The organism is Marinobacter sp. CP1, assembly GCF_001266795.1.
In the GTDB taxonomy this organism is placed as follows: domain Bacteria; phylum Pseudomonadota; class Gammaproteobacteria; order Pseudomonadales; family Oleiphilaceae; genus Marinobacter; species Marinobacter flavimaris.
In genome coordinates, this window is record NZ_CP011929.1 from 4,400,808 (window position 1) to 4,416,914 (window position 16,107).

15 protein-coding genes are annotated in these 16,107 nt (G+C 56.3%); 2 read left to right on the forward strand and 13 right to left on the reverse strand.

The window, feature by feature from the left end:
- Positions 1 to 183: 183 nt before the first annotated feature.
- From ACP86_RS20310 to ACP86_RS20330, 5 genes are read right to left on the reverse strand one after another with little or no spacing between them, the layout of a single operon-like run.
- Complete coding sequence (locus ACP86_RS20310) at positions 184 to 3,222, reverse strand: efflux RND transporter permease subunit (protein WP_053115256.1); 3,039 nt, start codon at positions 3,220 to 3,222, stop codon at positions 184 to 186.
- Positions 3,219 to 4,271 (reverse strand): efflux RND transporter periplasmic adaptor subunit, encoded by a 1,053-nt coding sequence (locus ACP86_RS20315; RefSeq protein WP_053115257.1) that lies wholly within the window; start codon positions 4,269 to 4,271, stop codon positions 3,219 to 3,221. The genes ACP86_RS20310 and ACP86_RS20315 overlap by 4 nt, the downstream gene beginning before the upstream one ends.
- A gap of 37 nt (positions 4,272 to 4,308) precedes the next feature.
- Positions 4,309 to 5,211 carry an alpha/beta fold hydrolase gene (locus ACP86_RS20320; RefSeq protein ID WP_053115258.1) on the reverse strand — a complete coding sequence of 301 codons (903 nt, stop codon included), beginning with the start codon at positions 5,209 to 5,211 and terminating at the stop codon, positions 4,309 to 4,311.
- Positions 5,201 to 5,692 (reverse strand): PaaI family thioesterase, encoded by a 492-nt coding sequence (locus ACP86_RS20325; RefSeq protein WP_008170315.1) that lies wholly within the window; start codon positions 5,690 to 5,692, stop codon positions 5,201 to 5,203. The genes ACP86_RS20320 and ACP86_RS20325 overlap by 11 nt, the downstream gene beginning before the upstream one ends.
- Positions 5,689 to 6,174, reverse strand: a complete 486-nt coding sequence (locus ACP86_RS20330; protein WP_053115259.1) for a PaaI family thioesterase — start codon at positions 6,172 to 6,174, stop codon at positions 5,689 to 5,691. The genes ACP86_RS20325 and ACP86_RS20330 overlap by 4 nt, the downstream gene beginning before the upstream one ends.
- 258 nt (positions 6,175 to 6,432) lie before the next feature.
- Between ACP86_RS20330 and ACP86_RS20335 the strand changes: the two genes are divergently transcribed.
- On the forward strand, positions 6,433 to 7,047 hold the full coding sequence (locus ACP86_RS20335) for a TetR/AcrR family transcriptional regulator (protein ID WP_041336251.1): 615 nt from the start codon (positions 6,433 to 6,435) through the stop codon (positions 7,045 to 7,047).
- A gap of 51 nt (positions 7,048 to 7,098) precedes the next feature.
- Here ACP86_RS20335 and ACP86_RS20340 read toward each other — a convergent pair whose 3' ends face one another.
- The 4 genes from ACP86_RS20340 to ACP86_RS20355 form a co-directional block, all read right to left on the reverse strand.
- Complete coding sequence (locus ACP86_RS20340; RefSeq protein ID WP_041336253.1) at positions 7,099 to 7,770, reverse strand: OmpW/AlkL family protein; 672 nt, start codon at positions 7,768 to 7,770, stop codon at positions 7,099 to 7,101.
- 85 nt (positions 7,771 to 7,855) lie between these two features.
- Positions 7,856 to 8,242 (reverse strand): AMP-binding enzyme, encoded by a 387-nt coding sequence (locus ACP86_RS20345; protein WP_318256776.1) that lies wholly within the window; start codon positions 8,240 to 8,242, stop codon positions 7,856 to 7,858.
- A 19-nt stretch (positions 8,243 to 8,261) separates the two neighbouring features.
- Positions 8,262 to 9,224: an IS30 family transposase gene (locus ACP86_RS20350; RefSeq protein ID WP_075267727.1), complete on the reverse strand. Its 963-nt coding sequence runs from the start codon at positions 9,222 to 9,224 to the stop codon at positions 8,262 to 8,264.
- A gap of 66 nt (positions 9,225 to 9,290) precedes the next feature.
- Positions 9,291 to 10,409, reverse strand: coding sequence for an AMP-binding protein (locus tag ACP86_RS20355; protein ID WP_318256816.1), 1,119 nt, complete (start codon positions 10,407 to 10,409; stop codon positions 9,291 to 9,293).
- Here ACP86_RS20355 and ACP86_RS20365 point away from each other — a divergent pair.
- Positions 10,408 to 11,495 (forward strand): IS3 family transposase gene (locus ACP86_RS20365; RefSeq protein WP_094182521.1). Its coding sequence is split into 2 segments (ribosomal slippage): positions 10,408 to 10,660 and positions 10,660 to 11,495, totalling 1,089 coding nucleotides; the frame shifts between segments, so codons are not numbered across the junction. The two genes, ACP86_RS20355 and ACP86_RS20365, sit on opposite strands and share 2 nt — an antisense overlap.
- 379 nt (positions 11,496 to 11,874) lie before the next feature.
- On the opposite strand, the gene istB is transcribed toward ACP86_RS20365, so the two are convergent.
- From istB to ACP86_RS20380, 4 genes are all read right to left on the reverse strand, one after another.
- Positions 11,875 to 12,630 (reverse strand): IS21-like element ISSpu5 family helper ATPase IstB, encoded by a 756-nt coding sequence (istB, locus tag ACP86_RS20370; protein ID WP_008170042.1) that lies wholly within the window; start codon positions 12,628 to 12,630, stop codon positions 11,875 to 11,877.
- Between the two features lie 11 nt (positions 12,631 to 12,641).
- On the reverse strand, positions 12,642 to 14,183 hold the full coding sequence (gene istA / locus ACP86_RS20375; protein WP_053114397.1) for an IS21-like element ISSpu5 family transposase: 1,542 nt from the start codon (positions 14,181 to 14,183) through the stop codon (positions 12,642 to 12,644).
- 70 nt (positions 14,184 to 14,253) lie between these two features.
- Positions 14,254 to 14,397, reverse strand: a complete 144-nt coding sequence (locus tag ACP86_RS22900) for a hypothetical protein (RefSeq protein WP_158499474.1) — start codon at positions 14,395 to 14,397, stop codon at positions 14,254 to 14,256.
- A gap of 88 nt (positions 14,398 to 14,485) precedes the next feature.
- The gene (locus ACP86_RS20380) at positions 14,486 to 16,084 is read right to left on the reverse strand and encodes a GMC family oxidoreductase (protein ID WP_053115261.1); all 1,599 of its coding nucleotides are present in this window, start codon (positions 16,082 to 16,084) and stop codon (positions 14,486 to 14,488) included.
- Positions 16,085 to 16,107 lie beyond the last annotated feature (23 nt).

Genomic DNA, 16,107 nt, shown 5'->3' on the forward strand with positions numbered 1-16,107 from the left:
GGCCGTAAACGAAATCCGCTCCTGCTCCAGACGCAGATTTACGCCAGGCTCCAGGGTGCCCAGTAGGCGCAGATTGGTTAAAGGATCTGCACCAACAAGCAATGCAGGCAAAAAACACCCTCGATCTGCAGATCGGTGACTGCGTGACAGGGCACTTGTCCGCACTCACGTAGCCGGCTTTCCTCAGTATTCGTTCTTTAGGCGAAACCAGAGGGCATAAAGCGCCGGGACAAACAATAGCGTGATCAGAGTGCCGACCGCCACGCCACCGATAAGGACATAAGCCAACGGCCCCCAGAACAGGTCAAAGGTCAGAGGTACAAACGCCAGAACGGCCGCCAGGGCGGTGAGCACCACGGGCCGGGCACGCTGGACTGCCGCCTCGATAACCGCTTCCCGGGCAGCCATTCCTGCTTTGAAGTTGTCCTGCACCTGCTGCGTCAGAATCATGGTATTTCGCATCAGGATGCCGCCCAGGCCAATCAGCCCCAGCAGCGCGGTAAAGCCAAAGGGTTGATTAAACAGCAGCAAAGCCAGCACAGCCCCAATCAGCCCCAGTGGCGCGGTGGCCAGAACAGTCAATGTGCCGATAAATGAACGCATCTGAAGCATGATGAAGATCAGCATCAACGCCAACATCACCGGTTGTAATGTCTGGATTGAAGCATTGGCTTTGGCTGATTGTTCCACCGTACCGCCGATTTCAATACGGTAACCCTCCGGCAACTGTTCACGCAGGGCTGTCATCGCACTCCAGATTTCCTTGGTGACATCCGGTGGCTGGGCACCTTCTACATCGGCCTGAACGGCCAGGAAGGGGTCACGGTTGTAACGCTTTATGACGGGGTCCTCGTAACGAACCTGCCACTTGCCCAGTTGCTGTACGGAAAGTTTGCGGCCGTCGCGGGTTTTGATCTCAAGATCTTCCGGCATGATCACTTCGCCACGTGCATTACGCGCCACCAGTTGAACGCTCCTTATGCCCTGGCGCAGTTCGGTGACGGCCACTCCGCGGAGTTGGAACTGCAGTTGCCGGGCAACTTCCGCCGGGGTCAGGCCCATCCAACCCAGGTTTTCCGGGTCCATATCAAGATAGAGAGTGGGCACGCGCTCATCCCATTCGAGATGCGGCATGACGATATTCGCATGCCCGGTCATGAGAGTCCGGATCTGGTGCGCGATCTCTCTGAGCTGATCGGCTTCCGGACCCAGCACACGAAAACTGACCGGCCAGACCACCGGGGGGCCGTACAGCAAACGCGTTACCCGTACCCGCGCCTCCGGAAATTCACCCGCCGCGATTCTGGCTTCCAGCGCCGAGATGATGCGATCGCGCCCTTCAACGTCCTGCCCAATGGCAATCAACTTGGCAAATGCCGGGTCCGGCTGCTCGGGGTTTGCCGATACGAAGAATCGGGGTGCACCGGCACCGATGTAAGCGGAAAGGCTTTTCACCTCCGGTATGTCCATCAGAATCGCTTCCAGGCGTCTGACACTTTGATCCGTGGTGGCAATAGCGCTCCCCTGCGGAGCATAGACACTGATCAGAACTTCGGGGCGATCAGAACTGGGAAAAAATTGCTTCTGCACCTGGGTTGCCATCCCGAAAGCACTGATCGCCAGCAAACCCACTGTGATAAAAACGACGGTTTTCCGGTACTGTACACACGCTGTGATCACCCCGCGCAACCGCTGATAAAACGCGCTTTGGTAGAGGTCCTGGCCCGTATGCCCGGTGTAATCGGGCAAGAGTTTGACGCCCAGATAAGGCGTAAAGGTTACCGCCACCACCCAGGAAATCAACAACGAAAAAGCCAGCACCCAGAAGATGTTGCCGGTGTATTCCCCCACCCCGGACTGGGCAAATCCGATGGGGACAAATCCGGCCACCGTCACCAGCGTTCCAAACAGCATGGGCGCGGCGGTTACGCTCCAGGCATGACTGGCTGCCCGTACCCGGTCCCAGCCACTCTCCATCTTCACAATCATCATTTCAATGGCGATGATCGCATCGTCCACTAACAGGCCCAGTGCGATAATCAACGCACCCAGGGTGATGCGGTCCAGGTTTATGCCCGCCATTTTCATCAACAAAAAGGTCAGGCCGAGGGTCACAGGAATCGCAATGCCCACCACCAAACCCGCGCGCAGACCGATCGCCAGTATGCTGACCCCCATCACGACGACCAACGCAACCAGAAACTTGACCTGAAAAAGATCAACCGCCTGAGTGATGGCTTCCGCCTGATCGGTCAGGGTCTGTATTGACATTCCCAGCGGCAGCCTGCCCTGTTCGGCACTGACAAACTCGCGCAGCCGCTCACCAAACTCCAGGCCATTTTCACCCGCGCGCATGACGACACCTAACAGGATCGCATCCTCACCGTTGGAGCGGACGATGTAGCTCAAAGGATCTTCATAACCTAAACGCACCTCGGCCAGATCAGACACGGTGATAAGCTGGTCTCCGATACGCAGAGGTACTGAGGTGAGGCGCTCAAGGTCAGACAGGTCGATGTTGCTGCGGACATAAACCCGCGGGCCGGCAAGATCAACAAAGCCAAGAGGCTGAAGACGGTTGTTGGCCTCTATCGCCTGCAACACCTCTTCTGCCGACAAACCGAGGTTGTTGAGCCGGTCCTGATCAAATTCGAGATACACCCGCTCAGGACGCTCCGCCAGGAGCTGTGCTTTTTGCAAGCCGGGCAGCCGTTGCAAGCGATCCCGTATCGATTCTGCCTCTCGGGTCAGTTCACGCATTGGCATCCCGGGTGCCGTCAGCGCCAGCAGGGAGAAATACACATCCGCGAAATCATCGTTGACGATGGGGCCGATCACACCCCGGGGCAGATTGGGCCTCTCATCGAGCATGCGTTTGCGGACTTGATAGAAGAGGTCCGGCACTTTTTCGCTGGGCGTAGAATCCTGGAATCGGATAAGCATGGCGGCCTGCCCGGGCCGGATGGTTGTTTCAATGGTATCGGTATACGCCACCTCCTGAACTCGCTTTTCCAGACGATCCACGACCTGATTCTGCAGCACCTCGGGGGTTGCTCCTGGCCAGACGACAGAAACCACCATCGCCCGGACGGTGAACGCAGGGTCTTCCGCCCGACCCAGGGAGGAGAACGCGTAGAAACCGGCAACAACGGACAGCAAAAGAAAAAAGAGGGTGACCGAACGCTCGCGCACTGCCAGCGCGGAAAGATTCGGTAAGCTCATTGAGCCAGCTCCCGCACCGCCATGCCAGGCGTGAGCAGGTGTGTCCCCAACGCGACGATGGGCGTTCCCGCGTTGATATCGGCCTTGATCTGCGCATACTCTTCACCCAGATCGATCACCTCGACCGCAAGGGGCTTCACCGTGCCATCGGAGACCAACCAGACCTGCGGCGTTTGCCCTCTCTCATCGAGGGCACCCAGCGGTACGCGATGGCTGGGCGCGGTTTGCTTCTGTGCTAACCGGACACTCACCACCGAACCCAGGGTTAAAGATGAGGGGTAGGGCCCCTCCAGGCTGTATCGGGCACGCCAGCTCCGGCTTGCGGGGTCGGCAGCCCCGGCAATCTCTCTCAGGCTCACAGCAAGCTGTTCGCCAGTGGGCAAAGGAACATAACCGCGCCTGGGCGGGTTACTGCCCTCTGGTAAAAAAACCTCGACTTCCAGCGATTGATCTTCGGCCAGAACGGCAAGGGTTTGACCGACACTCACAACCTGGCCGGGTTCAACGATGACCTCAGTGACCACGCCCGCATTAGCGGCTTTTAGTTCCGCATACCCCAGGGCATTCTGAGCCTGCTGATTGCGTGCAGAAGCCGTTTGCACCTGGCTGCGCGCCTCACGCTCTGCCAATTCAAGGCGTTGCAGGGTTTGTTCGCTGACAAACTGACGCCCCACAAGTTGCTGCTGGCGCTGGAGCTCATTGGTGGTAATTGCCAGGGCCGCTTCTGCACGCTTCAGATCCGCCGCGGCTCCCTCCGCCGTTGCTACAAGGTCTCGTGTATCGAGTTTGAACAGTAAGTCGCCTTTTTCCACGCGTTGACCGGCATCAATGTAACGATGTTGAATCCGACCGGCGATCTGAAAGGCCTGAGGAACTTCGTGGCGGCCTCGCAGGGTTCCTGAAAATCTGTGCGCTGTTGGGCCGGCGTCCTTTAGTTCAACTGTTTTTACCCAGGGGATAGGGGCGCGGGCCTCTGGGGGCGGTTCCGAAGACTGCTGACAACCAGACAGAATGAGCAGCGAGATAAACAGTGTCAGCATACAGCGCATGGCAGGTGTCCCGATTAGCAAAATCAAGGTGTGGGTATCAGTTCTCGCGGTGTCCGGACAAAGCAAGTTGCAGGATGGCATCGCGAACGGTTTCGTTCTGCTCCATGGGCAGGAAGTGGGTCGTACCTTCAAGAACCATGACGTCAGCCCGGGGCAGCAGGGTCTGCAGGCGTTTTCGCGCCGCCGGCGAGAAGGTTGACCCGCGTTCCGCCGCCAGCGCGATAACCGGGCACCGCAACTGACGAATACCGGGCCAGGGGTTGTGTTCGGTATGGGCAAAAGTGGTGCTCTCCCACTCCGGCGCACACGCCAATTGAACTTGATCTTCCTGCGGTTCGAAGGCGTGTTGGATGTAGGCTTCCAGCCATGCTTCGGGCCAGGTCTTGAAGCCACCGCGGCCCCGATAGTTGTCCAGTGCAGCAGCGTGCGAGTCGAATACCCTGCGCCGACGTGCGGCTCCGGCGGCCAGTGACAACCGATGTGACTGGCGTAGCAGCTTGGCCAGCCACAGCTTCAGGCCCTGCCCCGGATCCATGATTACGGGTTCCGCCAGAATCAGGCCCAGCACTTTGTCTGGCCGTCGGGCAGCGGCCATGATGCTGGTGGTGGCACCGATGGAATGGCCGGCGAGCCAGACCGGCTCGTCCAGGCTATCCAGCAGAGCGATCATGTCGCGATAGTAGGTTTCCCAGCCCCGGAATGTCGAAAAGTTCGCCGCACCGGCGCTGGCCCCGTGCCCCCGCATGTCCCAGGCCAGGACATTGACGTCCGTGGCAAGCTCATCAAGGAGGGGGCGGTACAGGCGGCCATGGAAACCCGTGGCATGCGCCCAGTGCACCGTGGGGCGCGCTTTGGATTGCGGCCAGCGCCACAGTGCGATCTCCGCGCCATCCGGCGCCTGGAATTGGTCGCGTTCAGGGTTGTTGTGCTTATTGTTCATGAAGATCTGCTTCTTTGGCCGCCATTGTCGGGAGCAACAACTGAACCTGACCGCTGGCGATCGGTTTGCGCTTATCGCCCTGCCAGCAGGTCACCCGGACCAGGCTGCTCCGCCTGCCTTGCCGGACAATTTCGGCGCTGGCGAACGTCGATCGGGCCTGCGCGGAGCGGAGGTAGTTAATGTGGCTGTCGAGAATGCGTGGGCAACGTTTGTCGGTATCCTGGCTTTGCGCAGCGACCCGCGCGGTGAGTTCGATCAGGGCGCCAAGCACGCCGCCATGGAGGGCGGGTAGCATAAAGTTGCCAATGAGCGCTTCACGACACGGCATATGAACCACTAGACCTACATCGTCGCGTTGAACCTCAAGCCCAAGGTGCCGTGCGTAGGGAATGCGCTCCAGCAGAGCCTGCCAGTCGGAACATTCTTTCCCGCTTTCGGTAGGGCCTGAGATGGGTTGTGCCGAATCGCCGGTCGTGCTCATGCGCCCTCCTTTTTTCGTCCACCGGCCTGGAATCGCTGGCCCTGGGTGTTGCGCATGAAGGTGGCGTTTGCCGTCGCTAACAGTGCACTATCGCTCTCGCTGAGGATGTCGCAATGGATGAACGCGACCTCGTCCGTTAAATGACGACAGGTGGCCACCGCCAAGAGGGCACGGTCGCCGATGGCGGGCCGCAGATAATCCATGCGCAGATCCAGCGTGGCAATGGGCATCAACTCCAGGGCCCCCGCGAATACCGCCAAGCCTCCGGCGGAGTCGGCCAGCGAGTAGAGCACGCTGGTGCAGATTTCTTGTGTATCCTCTTCGGCGAACATCCATGGCTGCGGGGTCAGACGCATACAGACCTGGCCCTTATCGACAGAGACAACCTGCATACCCAGATCCCTGCCGTGGGGAACCTGTTCGGTGAACTGCCACGCCGTCGTCACAGCGTCACTGTGCTGAGCTCTGTTCGACTCCGTCATCAGATCTGCCCACCCCGGTTTGCATTTCGCACAGGGGCGGAAGTGGCGGGAAACAGCTGATTGTCATAGGTCATTGCCATGTCAGTTTCTTCCGAATAACATTGTTGCTGGATTTTGGTTGGTTAACCAACCAAAAGTCAAGAATCTGTTGAGGCAAATGGCACGCCACCCGTGCAATGGCCTACTGTCAGTGTAACGAGTCAGGTGGTGGCCGCTCTGATGAATAACGAACTGGCTTGCTGAGGAGATACTTAAGCGATGGTTAACAGACAGATGACTCCTGCAAGCAAACTGGGCGATCAGGGCGATGTATTGTCTAACGCAGCCCGGCTTTTTCGTGAGAAAGGGTTCGAAAGGACGTCGCTCAAGGAGATTGCCGAGGCCTGCAATATGCTGCCCGGAAGTCTGTATTATCGTTACAACAGCAAGGAAGCGCTGCTTGTCGAGCTGATGCGCCGGGGAGTGGACCTGGTGACCGCAGAGGTCGAGTCGGCTTACGCAAGCTCGGACGACCCGGTTGAGCGTTTGCGTCTTTGTATCAACGCGCATCTGCGCACCCTGTTGGTGGATTCGGACGCGGTTTACGTGCTGCTGTTTGAATGGCGGGCGCTGGGCCCGGAGGCTCGCGAGGAAATCATCGAACTGCGTGACCAGTACGAGTCCCTGTGGGCCGGTATCCTCGAAACAATGATTGCGCAGGGCGTGGTCCGGAAGAATGTTGACGGCCGTTTGCTCCGCCTGATCGGCCTTGGGGCGCTCAACTGGGTTGCAACCTGGTTCGATCCGAGCGGGGCTCATTCCCTCGACGCCATTGGTGATTTGATCTGGCAGATCGCGATGGACGGTGTGATCAATAAAGGGGTTCAGGCATAGCCCCTCCCCCCAAAAAAACAGCGCCGCGGTTAAAAGAGGGGAGGGATTACCTTAAAAGCGATATGCGACTCCGATGCTCACGATAGTGGGGTCCACTTCCACTTCTGCCTGAACAGGGGCCGGGCCTAGGTTACCAGTGATATCCGCCTTGAAGGGTGCATATCTAACGTCAAAATTTGCCGACCAGTTATTGTGTATCCTCCAGCGAAAACCAGCCTGAACCGCAGGGGCCCATGTATCTTCGACGTCGAAGTCGGTTAGTGCGCGATCCTTTTCATCTAAAAAGAGAATCCGTCCTACACCCGCTCCAAAGTACGGAGAGAAGTTGCTACCCGTCAAGACATGATACTGAAGCGAAAGAATTACCGGACCATAATCTGTTTGACCAAGAAAAAGACCGGAGAGAGACTCTTCGCCCTGGAGGTCCGCACTAGCGGGAATGCCGCCAAAAATGTTGAATGCCAGCTGATTACTCAGAAAATACGACACGTCGAATGATACGGTCGTATCGTTGTTAATAGACAGGTTGGAATTTGGAACGGGGGCACCCCCCGCAGAGGCTGATCGCAAATCTTCATCGGTTAGAACTCTAGTGGCATTCAGCCCAACCACCCAGTCGCCTCTACTGTAAACCGGCTCAGATTGAGCGTTGGCCAGGCTCGCAGCAAGTGAAAGTAAAAGGAACGCCACTAACGAGACTTTACTAATTATTTTAGGTTTCATTTTTTTATTATCCTTTTTGGTATTAAAACAAATTGGCTTTAGGTAAAACTGCAATTTTTCGTAACACAAATGCCACTCATTGATGCTAGCTTGCCGGTTTATTGACTAATACTTCCCCATACTCAGAACGCAGCTTGTTTTTTAATACTTTCCCAGTGGCATTGCGTGGCAATCCTTCCACAAAGATCGCGCGATCCGGGATCTGCCACTTGGCGACTTTCCCCTGATAATGAGCAAGAAGTTCCTCCTCAGTAATATTTGCGTCGGGTATTTTTACTGCCAACAGGATCGGTCGTTCGTCCCATTTATCATGGGAGGCCGCCACTACGGCAGCTTCATTGATGGCAGAATGGCCCATTGCGATTCCCTCCAATTCGACTGTAGATATCCATTCACCACCAGATTTAATAATATCTTTTGAGCGGTCACGTATTGTCATAAATCCATCATCATTGACCGTGGATTCAACCAATAACCGCAGCACCGCTCATTTATAGTGCCCCGGAATATTCACCCCAGAACACCTCTGCCGGTGTCCGGTAACCCAGCCGTTTCCTGGGTCGGTTATTCAGCTGCTCAACCACTCGATTGATATGAGTTTGGGACAGCTTGGCGAAGTTCGTCCCTTTCGGGTAGTACTGGCGTAGCAAACCATTCGTGTTCTCATTGGTGCCTCGCTGACCCGAGCAATACGGATCACAAAAATAGGCGTCCAAGTTCAGCGCTTTGGCCATGTGTTCATGCTCTGAAAACTCACTGCCGTTATCCAAGGTCAAAGTTTGAGCCGCGCCCCGAATCGGCTGCAGAAGACGAATCACGGTTCGCGCTGTCTGTTTGGCCGTGAACTCGCGTAGACGACCTGCAAGCAAGTAGCCGCTCCGACGCTCAACCAGAGTTACTACACCAGATTGCTTGTGGCCCTGAAGAACTGTGTCGCCTTCCCAGTGCCCCAGCGCGCCGCGGCTTTCAACTTCTTCCGGGCGATGTTCAATGCCCGTGCGATTGGGTATTTTGCCTAAGCCTGCATCCTTGGCATTGCGCCTACGACCGCGGCTGTTTCTGTGCCGGCAATAGCGCCAGAGATTGCCGCCGCTGAGCCGGTCACGATGGATCAGATCATAGATCCACTGGTGACTGACACGAACCGGCGTCTTCATGCGATTCATGAAGCCGGCGATCTGTTCAGGGCTCCAGTGTTGCTTTAATCGTGTGCTGACCCACTCTGTCAGCCACTGCAATCTTTTGTGCCATTTAAAGGCTCGGCTGCGCCTGGCGTTCGACTGTTGCTGCGCGTGCTCGGGGTCATAGCCCGAGGTGCTGTTTCGCCTTAACTCACGGCTAACGGTGCTGCTGTGGCAACCGATTATTCCGGCGATCTGTCGTTGGCTTTTGCCGGTCACACGCAAGGCCGAAATCTGATATCGTTGTGTCTGGGTCAGTTGTCGGTACTTCATCACTGCTTCACTTTGGTCGGTAAAGTCCGTGAGGGTACCGGCAACGGCCCTCCCATCTCTACCTGGTTACACCAAAGTGCTGCAGTTATTATCTGAATTCACGATCGAAGCAACATCACCTGTCTCGAACCAACCGTCTTCCTCAAGAGTCTGATTTGGTTCAACACCGAAGTAATCGGCTACCACCCAATGACCACGGATGCGGAGATTTCCCTGAGCAATGCCATCTTCGGGCAGTTGATGACCGTCTTCTCCTACAATTTTGAGCTGCACCCCGTAGGGAGGCCGTCCCTGGCTTTCACGGATTTTGTTTCTTCCTTCCTCCGAAAGCGTATTGTGTTTCGACAGCAGTGCGTTGACGGTCCCGATCGGTGATGTTTCTGTCATTCCCCATGCATGGACAACTTCTACGCCATACTTACCACGAAACTCCGACATCATTGAGGGCGGACAAGCGCTACCCCCTATCACCGTCCGTTTAAGCGACTGTGCCGAGGAGCCAAGCTCGTCCAAAGCCGAGAGAAGTCCCTGCCAAATCGTAGGCACACCCAGCGCAATCGTTACGCTTTCTGAATCGATCAGCTTGACCAAACTTTGTCCATCCAGGCCAGGACCAGGCAACACCAGTTTGGCTCCAACCATCGCCGTAATGTAGGGTACCCCCCACGCATTTACGTGAAACATAGGAACAACCGGCATCACCACGTCCCGTGCCGATAAATTCAGTGCGTCGGGTTGAGCAGCTACCAGCGCGTGCAGAACGGTGGAGCGGTGTGAATAGAGCACCCCTTTGGGATTTCCAGTGGTGCCCGATGTATAGCAGAGGCTTGAAGCCTGGTTTTCGGCGATTTCAGGCCAATTCGCGTTAGGCGTTCCTCGCTGGAGAAACTCTTCATAAAACAACAATCCTGGAAATTGCGCTGCAATTTCTTCGTCCGGTTCGGACATCAATACAAATTTCTCAACCGTCTCCAGTCGGTCTCGGATATTTGAAACAATGGGAAGGAACGTTTTGTCAAAGAATATGACTTTGTCTTGAGCATTGTTGATAACGTAAACGAGTTGTTCTGGAAACAGTCGCGGGTTAATGGTGTGACACACCATCCCGCCACGGTAATCCCCCCGAAAAACAGCGGTGATCGAAAGTAGAATTTTCCGTAAGCTACACGCAGGGAGATTCTGCATGAAGAAGTCACGTTTTTCCGACAGCCAGATTCTGTCGATCCTGAAGCAAGCCGAGAACGGCGTCCCGGTTCCAGAGCTGTGCCGTGAGCACGGCATGAGCAGCGCTAGCTTTTACAAATGGCGCGCGAAGTTCGGCGGAATGGACGCATCGATGATGGCCCGTTTGAAAGAGCTGGAGGATGAAAACCGCCGGCTCAAGAAGATGTATGCCGAAGAACGGCTGAAGGCTGACATCCTCAAGGAAGCCATCGAAAAAAAGTGGTGAAGCCGTCTCGTCGCCGTGAGATGGCGCAGAAGGCCGTCACTGAGAAGCGTGTCAGCGTTCGCCTGGCGTGTTGGATGTTCAGCATCAGCGAGACCTGCTATCGCTACCAGGCCAAGCTCAGCAGCGAGAATGCCGAGATTGCCGACTGGCTGATTCGATTGACCCATAATCAGCGGAACTGGGGCTTTGGTCTGTGTTTCCTGCATTTGCGCAATGTGAAAGGCTTTGCCTGGAATCACAAGCGGGTGTACCGGATTTACCGGGAGCTGGAACTGAATCTGCGCATCAAGCCCAAGAAGCGCCTGGTTCGTGAAAAGCCGGAGCCTTTGGCTGTGCCGGACAGGATCAACGACAGTTGGTCGATGGACTTCATGCACGACCAGCTCAACGACGGACGCAGTTACCGGCTGCTGAATGTGATCGATGACTTTAACCGCGAAGGCCTTGGCATTGAAGTGGACTTCTCGCTTCCGGCAGAGCGCGTTATCCGATCACTGGAGCAGATCATCGAATGGCGGGGCAAGCCTCGTTCTATTCGCTGTGACAACGGCCCAGAGTACATCAGTGGCAAGCTGGCGACCTGGGCGGAGAACCAAGGCATTGCTTTGGCGTTTATCCAGCCCGGCAAACCCCAGCAAAATGCCTATATCGAACGCTACAACCGAACGGTGCGTTACGATTGGCTGGCACAATATCTATTCGACAGCACCGAAGAAGTCCAGGATTATGCCACTCGTTGGCTCTGGCACTACAATCACGAACGACCCAATATGGGACTCGGAGGGATTACCCCTCAACAGAAGTTGGCTATGATGGCCTGAGGTCTACTTTTGAACCCCGCTAAAAATGGGGGGATTACCCCACCAGAGATGCCAAGATAACATTCCAGGTGCCCCACGTTATTCCAACAAATGGTCGCGCACCGATCCCCCTGGACATAGCCTGCCGTTCGAAGCGCTGACGCAAGTTGTCGCGACCGCTCCGAAACAGTTGCCCAGTCAGATCGACTGGGATTTCCATCCGTTCCTATCGACACGATCTCAGCGTCTCCATGGTAGCGAGCAGCATGGTCGATCAAGGAATTCACGGTGAGCTCTGCGTAAACCGCTGAAGGTTGCCACCCATTCCACGTGAAGCCTGCCACCCGGACCGGAGCAAGGCTGCCACCCATCGGAGCGTAGCGACGCGGGGTTTCTCTTCTTACTCCGAAGTCTCAGTGCCCGTCAACTTTGCCTGCTGTTTTCGCATGGATTCGCCCCGCAGATTGATCTTGTAGGCGTTGTGTACGAGCCGGTCCAGGATGGCATCTGCCAGAGTGGCGTCACCGATGATGCCGTGCCATTCCTCGATGGGTAATTGGCTAGTGGCGATGGTGGAGCGCCGGCCATGTCGGTCTTCCAGCACCTCCAGCAAGTCCCGCCGGTTCTCCGCGCTCAGCTTCATCAGCCCCCAGTCATCCAGGATCAGCACGTCGACCTTGGCCAGGCTGGTCAGGAGCTTTGAGTATTGGCCATCGCCCTTGGCGATGGTCAGCTCTCGTAGCAGCCGGGTCAGGCGGACGTACTGGGCGGTGTAACCCTCCCGGCAGGCCTTGTGTGCCAGAGCACAGGCCAACCAGGTTTTCCCGACGCCAGTCGGGCCGGTGATGAGCACGTTCAGGTGTTCCTTCACCCACTGGCAGCTGGCCAGACTCTGGACAAGCCCTTTATCCAGGCCCCGTGAGTTCCGGTAATCAATGTCTTCGAGGATGGCGGCGTGTCGCAGCTTGGCCCGGCGCAGGCGGCTGCTCATGCGTCGGTTGTCCCGTTCCGTCATTTCCCGGTCGACCAGCAGGCCAAGGCGCTCCTCGAAGCTCAGGTCGGTAATGTCGGGGGTGGCCGATTGATCCGCCAGGGCGGCGGCCATGCCGGTCAGTTTGAGGGCGTGGAGCTTATCCAGCGTGGGATGTTTCAGCATGTCAGGTTCCTTCAGTGGTAGTAGGCGGGGCCACGGATGTTGTCGTGTGTGTCGGGTAAGGCCAGTTCTTGTTGCTCTTCCAGGGGCTGCTCATCCAGGCGGTGCTTGAGGATGGATTCGATGCTCTTGTATCGGCAACTGCCCAGCATCAGGGCGCGTTGGCAGGCACGTTCTAATCGTGCCTCGCCGTAGCTCTGGCCCAGCCGGAGAATGCCCAGACAGGACCGATAGGCCTGTTGCGGATGCTTTCTTGCCCCCAGCGCGGTACGGATAAGCTTTTCAGTTGCCGGTCCAGTCTTGGCTGCCCAGGCGGTCAGTCGCTCTGGGGTCCACTCGCCGGCTTGGCGATGGGACTCCGGCATGTGAGCGGCGATGGTGCTATGCCGACCCTTCTGATCCGAACGCCGGTGGCTGGCGATCCGGTTGCCCCGGTGGAAGCATTCGATGGTGTTGTGGGTGATCCGGACCTCCACCTCTTTCTTGATCAGGGTGTAGGGCACCGAGTAGTAGTGCCCATCGATGGCCACGTGGTAGTCGATGTGTACCCGGGCTTTTTTCCACTCGGCGTAGACATACGGCTCGGCGGGTAGCGGTTGTAGAACCGGCTGGTCCAGCTGTTTGAAGTGATCAAGCCGGCACCCGGGCAACTTGCGGAAGGGGCGGCTATTGAGCTTCTCCAACAGCTCACGGATGGTGGCGTTGAGCTGCCCCAGGGAGAAGTGCTGACGATGGCGCAGGGCCGCCAGGATCCAGCGCTCAACGATCAATACGCCACCTTCCACCTTGGCCTTGTCACGGGGCTTGCGAACCCGTGTGGGGACAACGGCCACGCCATAATGGCTAGCCATATCCTGATAGGTCGGATTGAGATCCGGCTCGTAGCGATGGGCCTTGCTGACGCCGGAACGGAGGTTATCCGGAACCACCAGTTCCGGCACGCCGCCCAGGAACTCGAAGGCTCGGATGTGAGAGCCGATCCAGTCCGGCAGGGTCTGGCTCCAGGTGGCCTCGGCGTAGGTGTAATTGGACGCACCCATCACCGCCACAAAGACTTGCGCCTCATGGATCTCACCGGTGGTGCGATCAATGACGGGCACCGTGTGCCCAGCATAGTCCACGAACAGCTTTTCACCGGCTCGGTGGTCCTGACGCATCACCAGATCCAGCTTGCCCTGCCAGGCCCGGTAGTGCTCGCAGAACCAGCTGTACTGGTAGCCATCCGGATTGGCTTCCCGGTACTCCTGCCAGAGCAGGAACAGGGTGACGTTCTTGCCCCGGAGTTCATCGTGGATTCGCTTCCAATCCGGAATGCCTCGGGCCTGTGCCGGCAGATCCGGTGGTGGCGGGAACAGCCGTTGCTCCAGCTGGGCTTCACTCAGATCCTCTGGCAGCGGCCAGCCAAGCTCCGCCTCAGCAGCACGCCGCAGATACTCGCTCACAGTGGGGCGACTGATGCCGCAGGCTGCGGCAACCTGCCGGTTACTCAGCCCTCGCTCCCACTTGAGGCGAAGGACTTCTTTGATTTTACGCATGGATAACCTCATCGCTGGCATCTGGCCCTCTCCGGATGAAAAGGAGCAGAGTACCGTTAGTTATCCCGCGCCGGACGTTTTGATGGGGAAATCAGGCAGCCTGCCAGGGTGGCAGCTTTGCCGTGGAATCAGTGGCAGCTTTCGCGTGGAATGGGTGGCAGGCTTCGTCTGGAATCAGTGGCAACCTTGGTCTGGAATACGCAGTGAGCTCCATGTTCATCATTTGGCCAAGCACGTTTATCTCCTGTCGTTTTTGTAGTTGGTTGACGCGAGTATCTGGCGTCATTAAGGTCCAATGTAGAAGGCATAATCCGGGTTTGAACCTAAACATTTCCCAAGAGGATGTCGGCTGCATTTTCGGCAATCATCATGGTGGGTGCGTTGGTGTTACCGGCAACCAAACTGGGCATTATCGAGGCATCGACAACTCTTAGCCCTTCAATCCCTCTGACTTTTAATTCCGGATCAACGACTGAATCCGGATCCGCGCCCATACGACAAGTGCCAACGGGGTGGTAAATAGTCTCTGCATTTTCCCGGATAAAGTCCGCAATCTGACCGTCCGAAGACACCGAGTTTCCGGGCTTAATTTCTCGTTTACTATGTAAAGTCATTGTTGGTGCCCCGAGTATCCGTCGTCCAAATTTAACGGCCGAGATCATTGTTTTGATGTCTTCGGGGTTACTGAGATAATTGGGTTGAATCAACGGGTCGGCCAATGGGTCAGGGCTTTTGAGACCTATAAAACCGCGGCTTCTGGGCATTAGATCGCAAATATGCAAGGTGTACCCATACCCGGCCATCACTTTTCGTCCATGATCCTTCAGGTAAGTTGGCAAAAAGTGGAATTGCACATTTGGCCGTTCGCACGAGCGCTCGGATTTAACAAAGCCTCCGGACTCGGCAACATTACTGGTAAGAAATCCACGTCGCGCAAAGATATATGAGAATAATGCGCTCACGCCCCGAAACAGGAAACTGGGAGCAACGCCAATGGGCAAACGTGAGTTCGCCGCGTGCATGATCGTAATATCCAAATGATCAACCAGATTCTGGCCGACCTCAGGAAGATGATGCACAAGGGGGATCCCGTGTTTTCCAAGCTCTTCGCTATCACCGATTCCCGAAAGCATAAGTAGTTGTGGTGAATTAACCGCACCACCAGACAATATGACTTCACCGCCGTTATTGAGTCTAAGCTGGCGATATTCGCCCCCCTGGTTCAGTGTCACGCCGACTGCCCGCTTACCGTCCATTACCACCCGGGTTACCCGCGCGTCCGTTAGCACATCAAGATTAGGCCGGTTCTCCGCGACACGCAGAAATGCCTGCGCTGAACTCCAACGGCGACCATTTTTTTGTGTCACCTGGTAGAGTCCCAATCCCTCTTGCGTCTCTCCATTAAAGTCCGTGTTTATCGGGAGCTCTACATGAGGTGCCGCTCGAACAAAATCTCGACTCAACGGATTGACTGATTTGAGTTCACTTACGGTGAGCTCACCGCCCTCCCCATGGTAAGAATCTGCGCCAAAACGTTTATTATCTTCCAGTCGACGAAACAATTTTAAAGCGCGATCCCATCCCCAGAGGTCTGTCCCGGCAACTTGACCCCAGTGGTCATAATCGGCTTTGTGACCTCTGATATAGACCATGGCGTTGATAGAAGAGGACCCGCCAAGTGTTTTCCCACGAGGCCAAAACAGGCGGCGCTCCTTTAGATGTTCTTGAGGTTCGGTTTCAAGAGCCCAATTCAGCTTTTTACTATTGGAAAGGAGTGCTATACCTATAGGCATATGTATGAGTGGATTTTTATCCTTTGGGCCCGCTTCTAGCAACGCTACTCGCTTTGAAGAGTCCGCCGTAAGCCGATTGGCCAATACACAGCCCGCCGATCCCGCACCGACAATAATGTAATCGTACATAATAACTCTCTTATTATTTGATT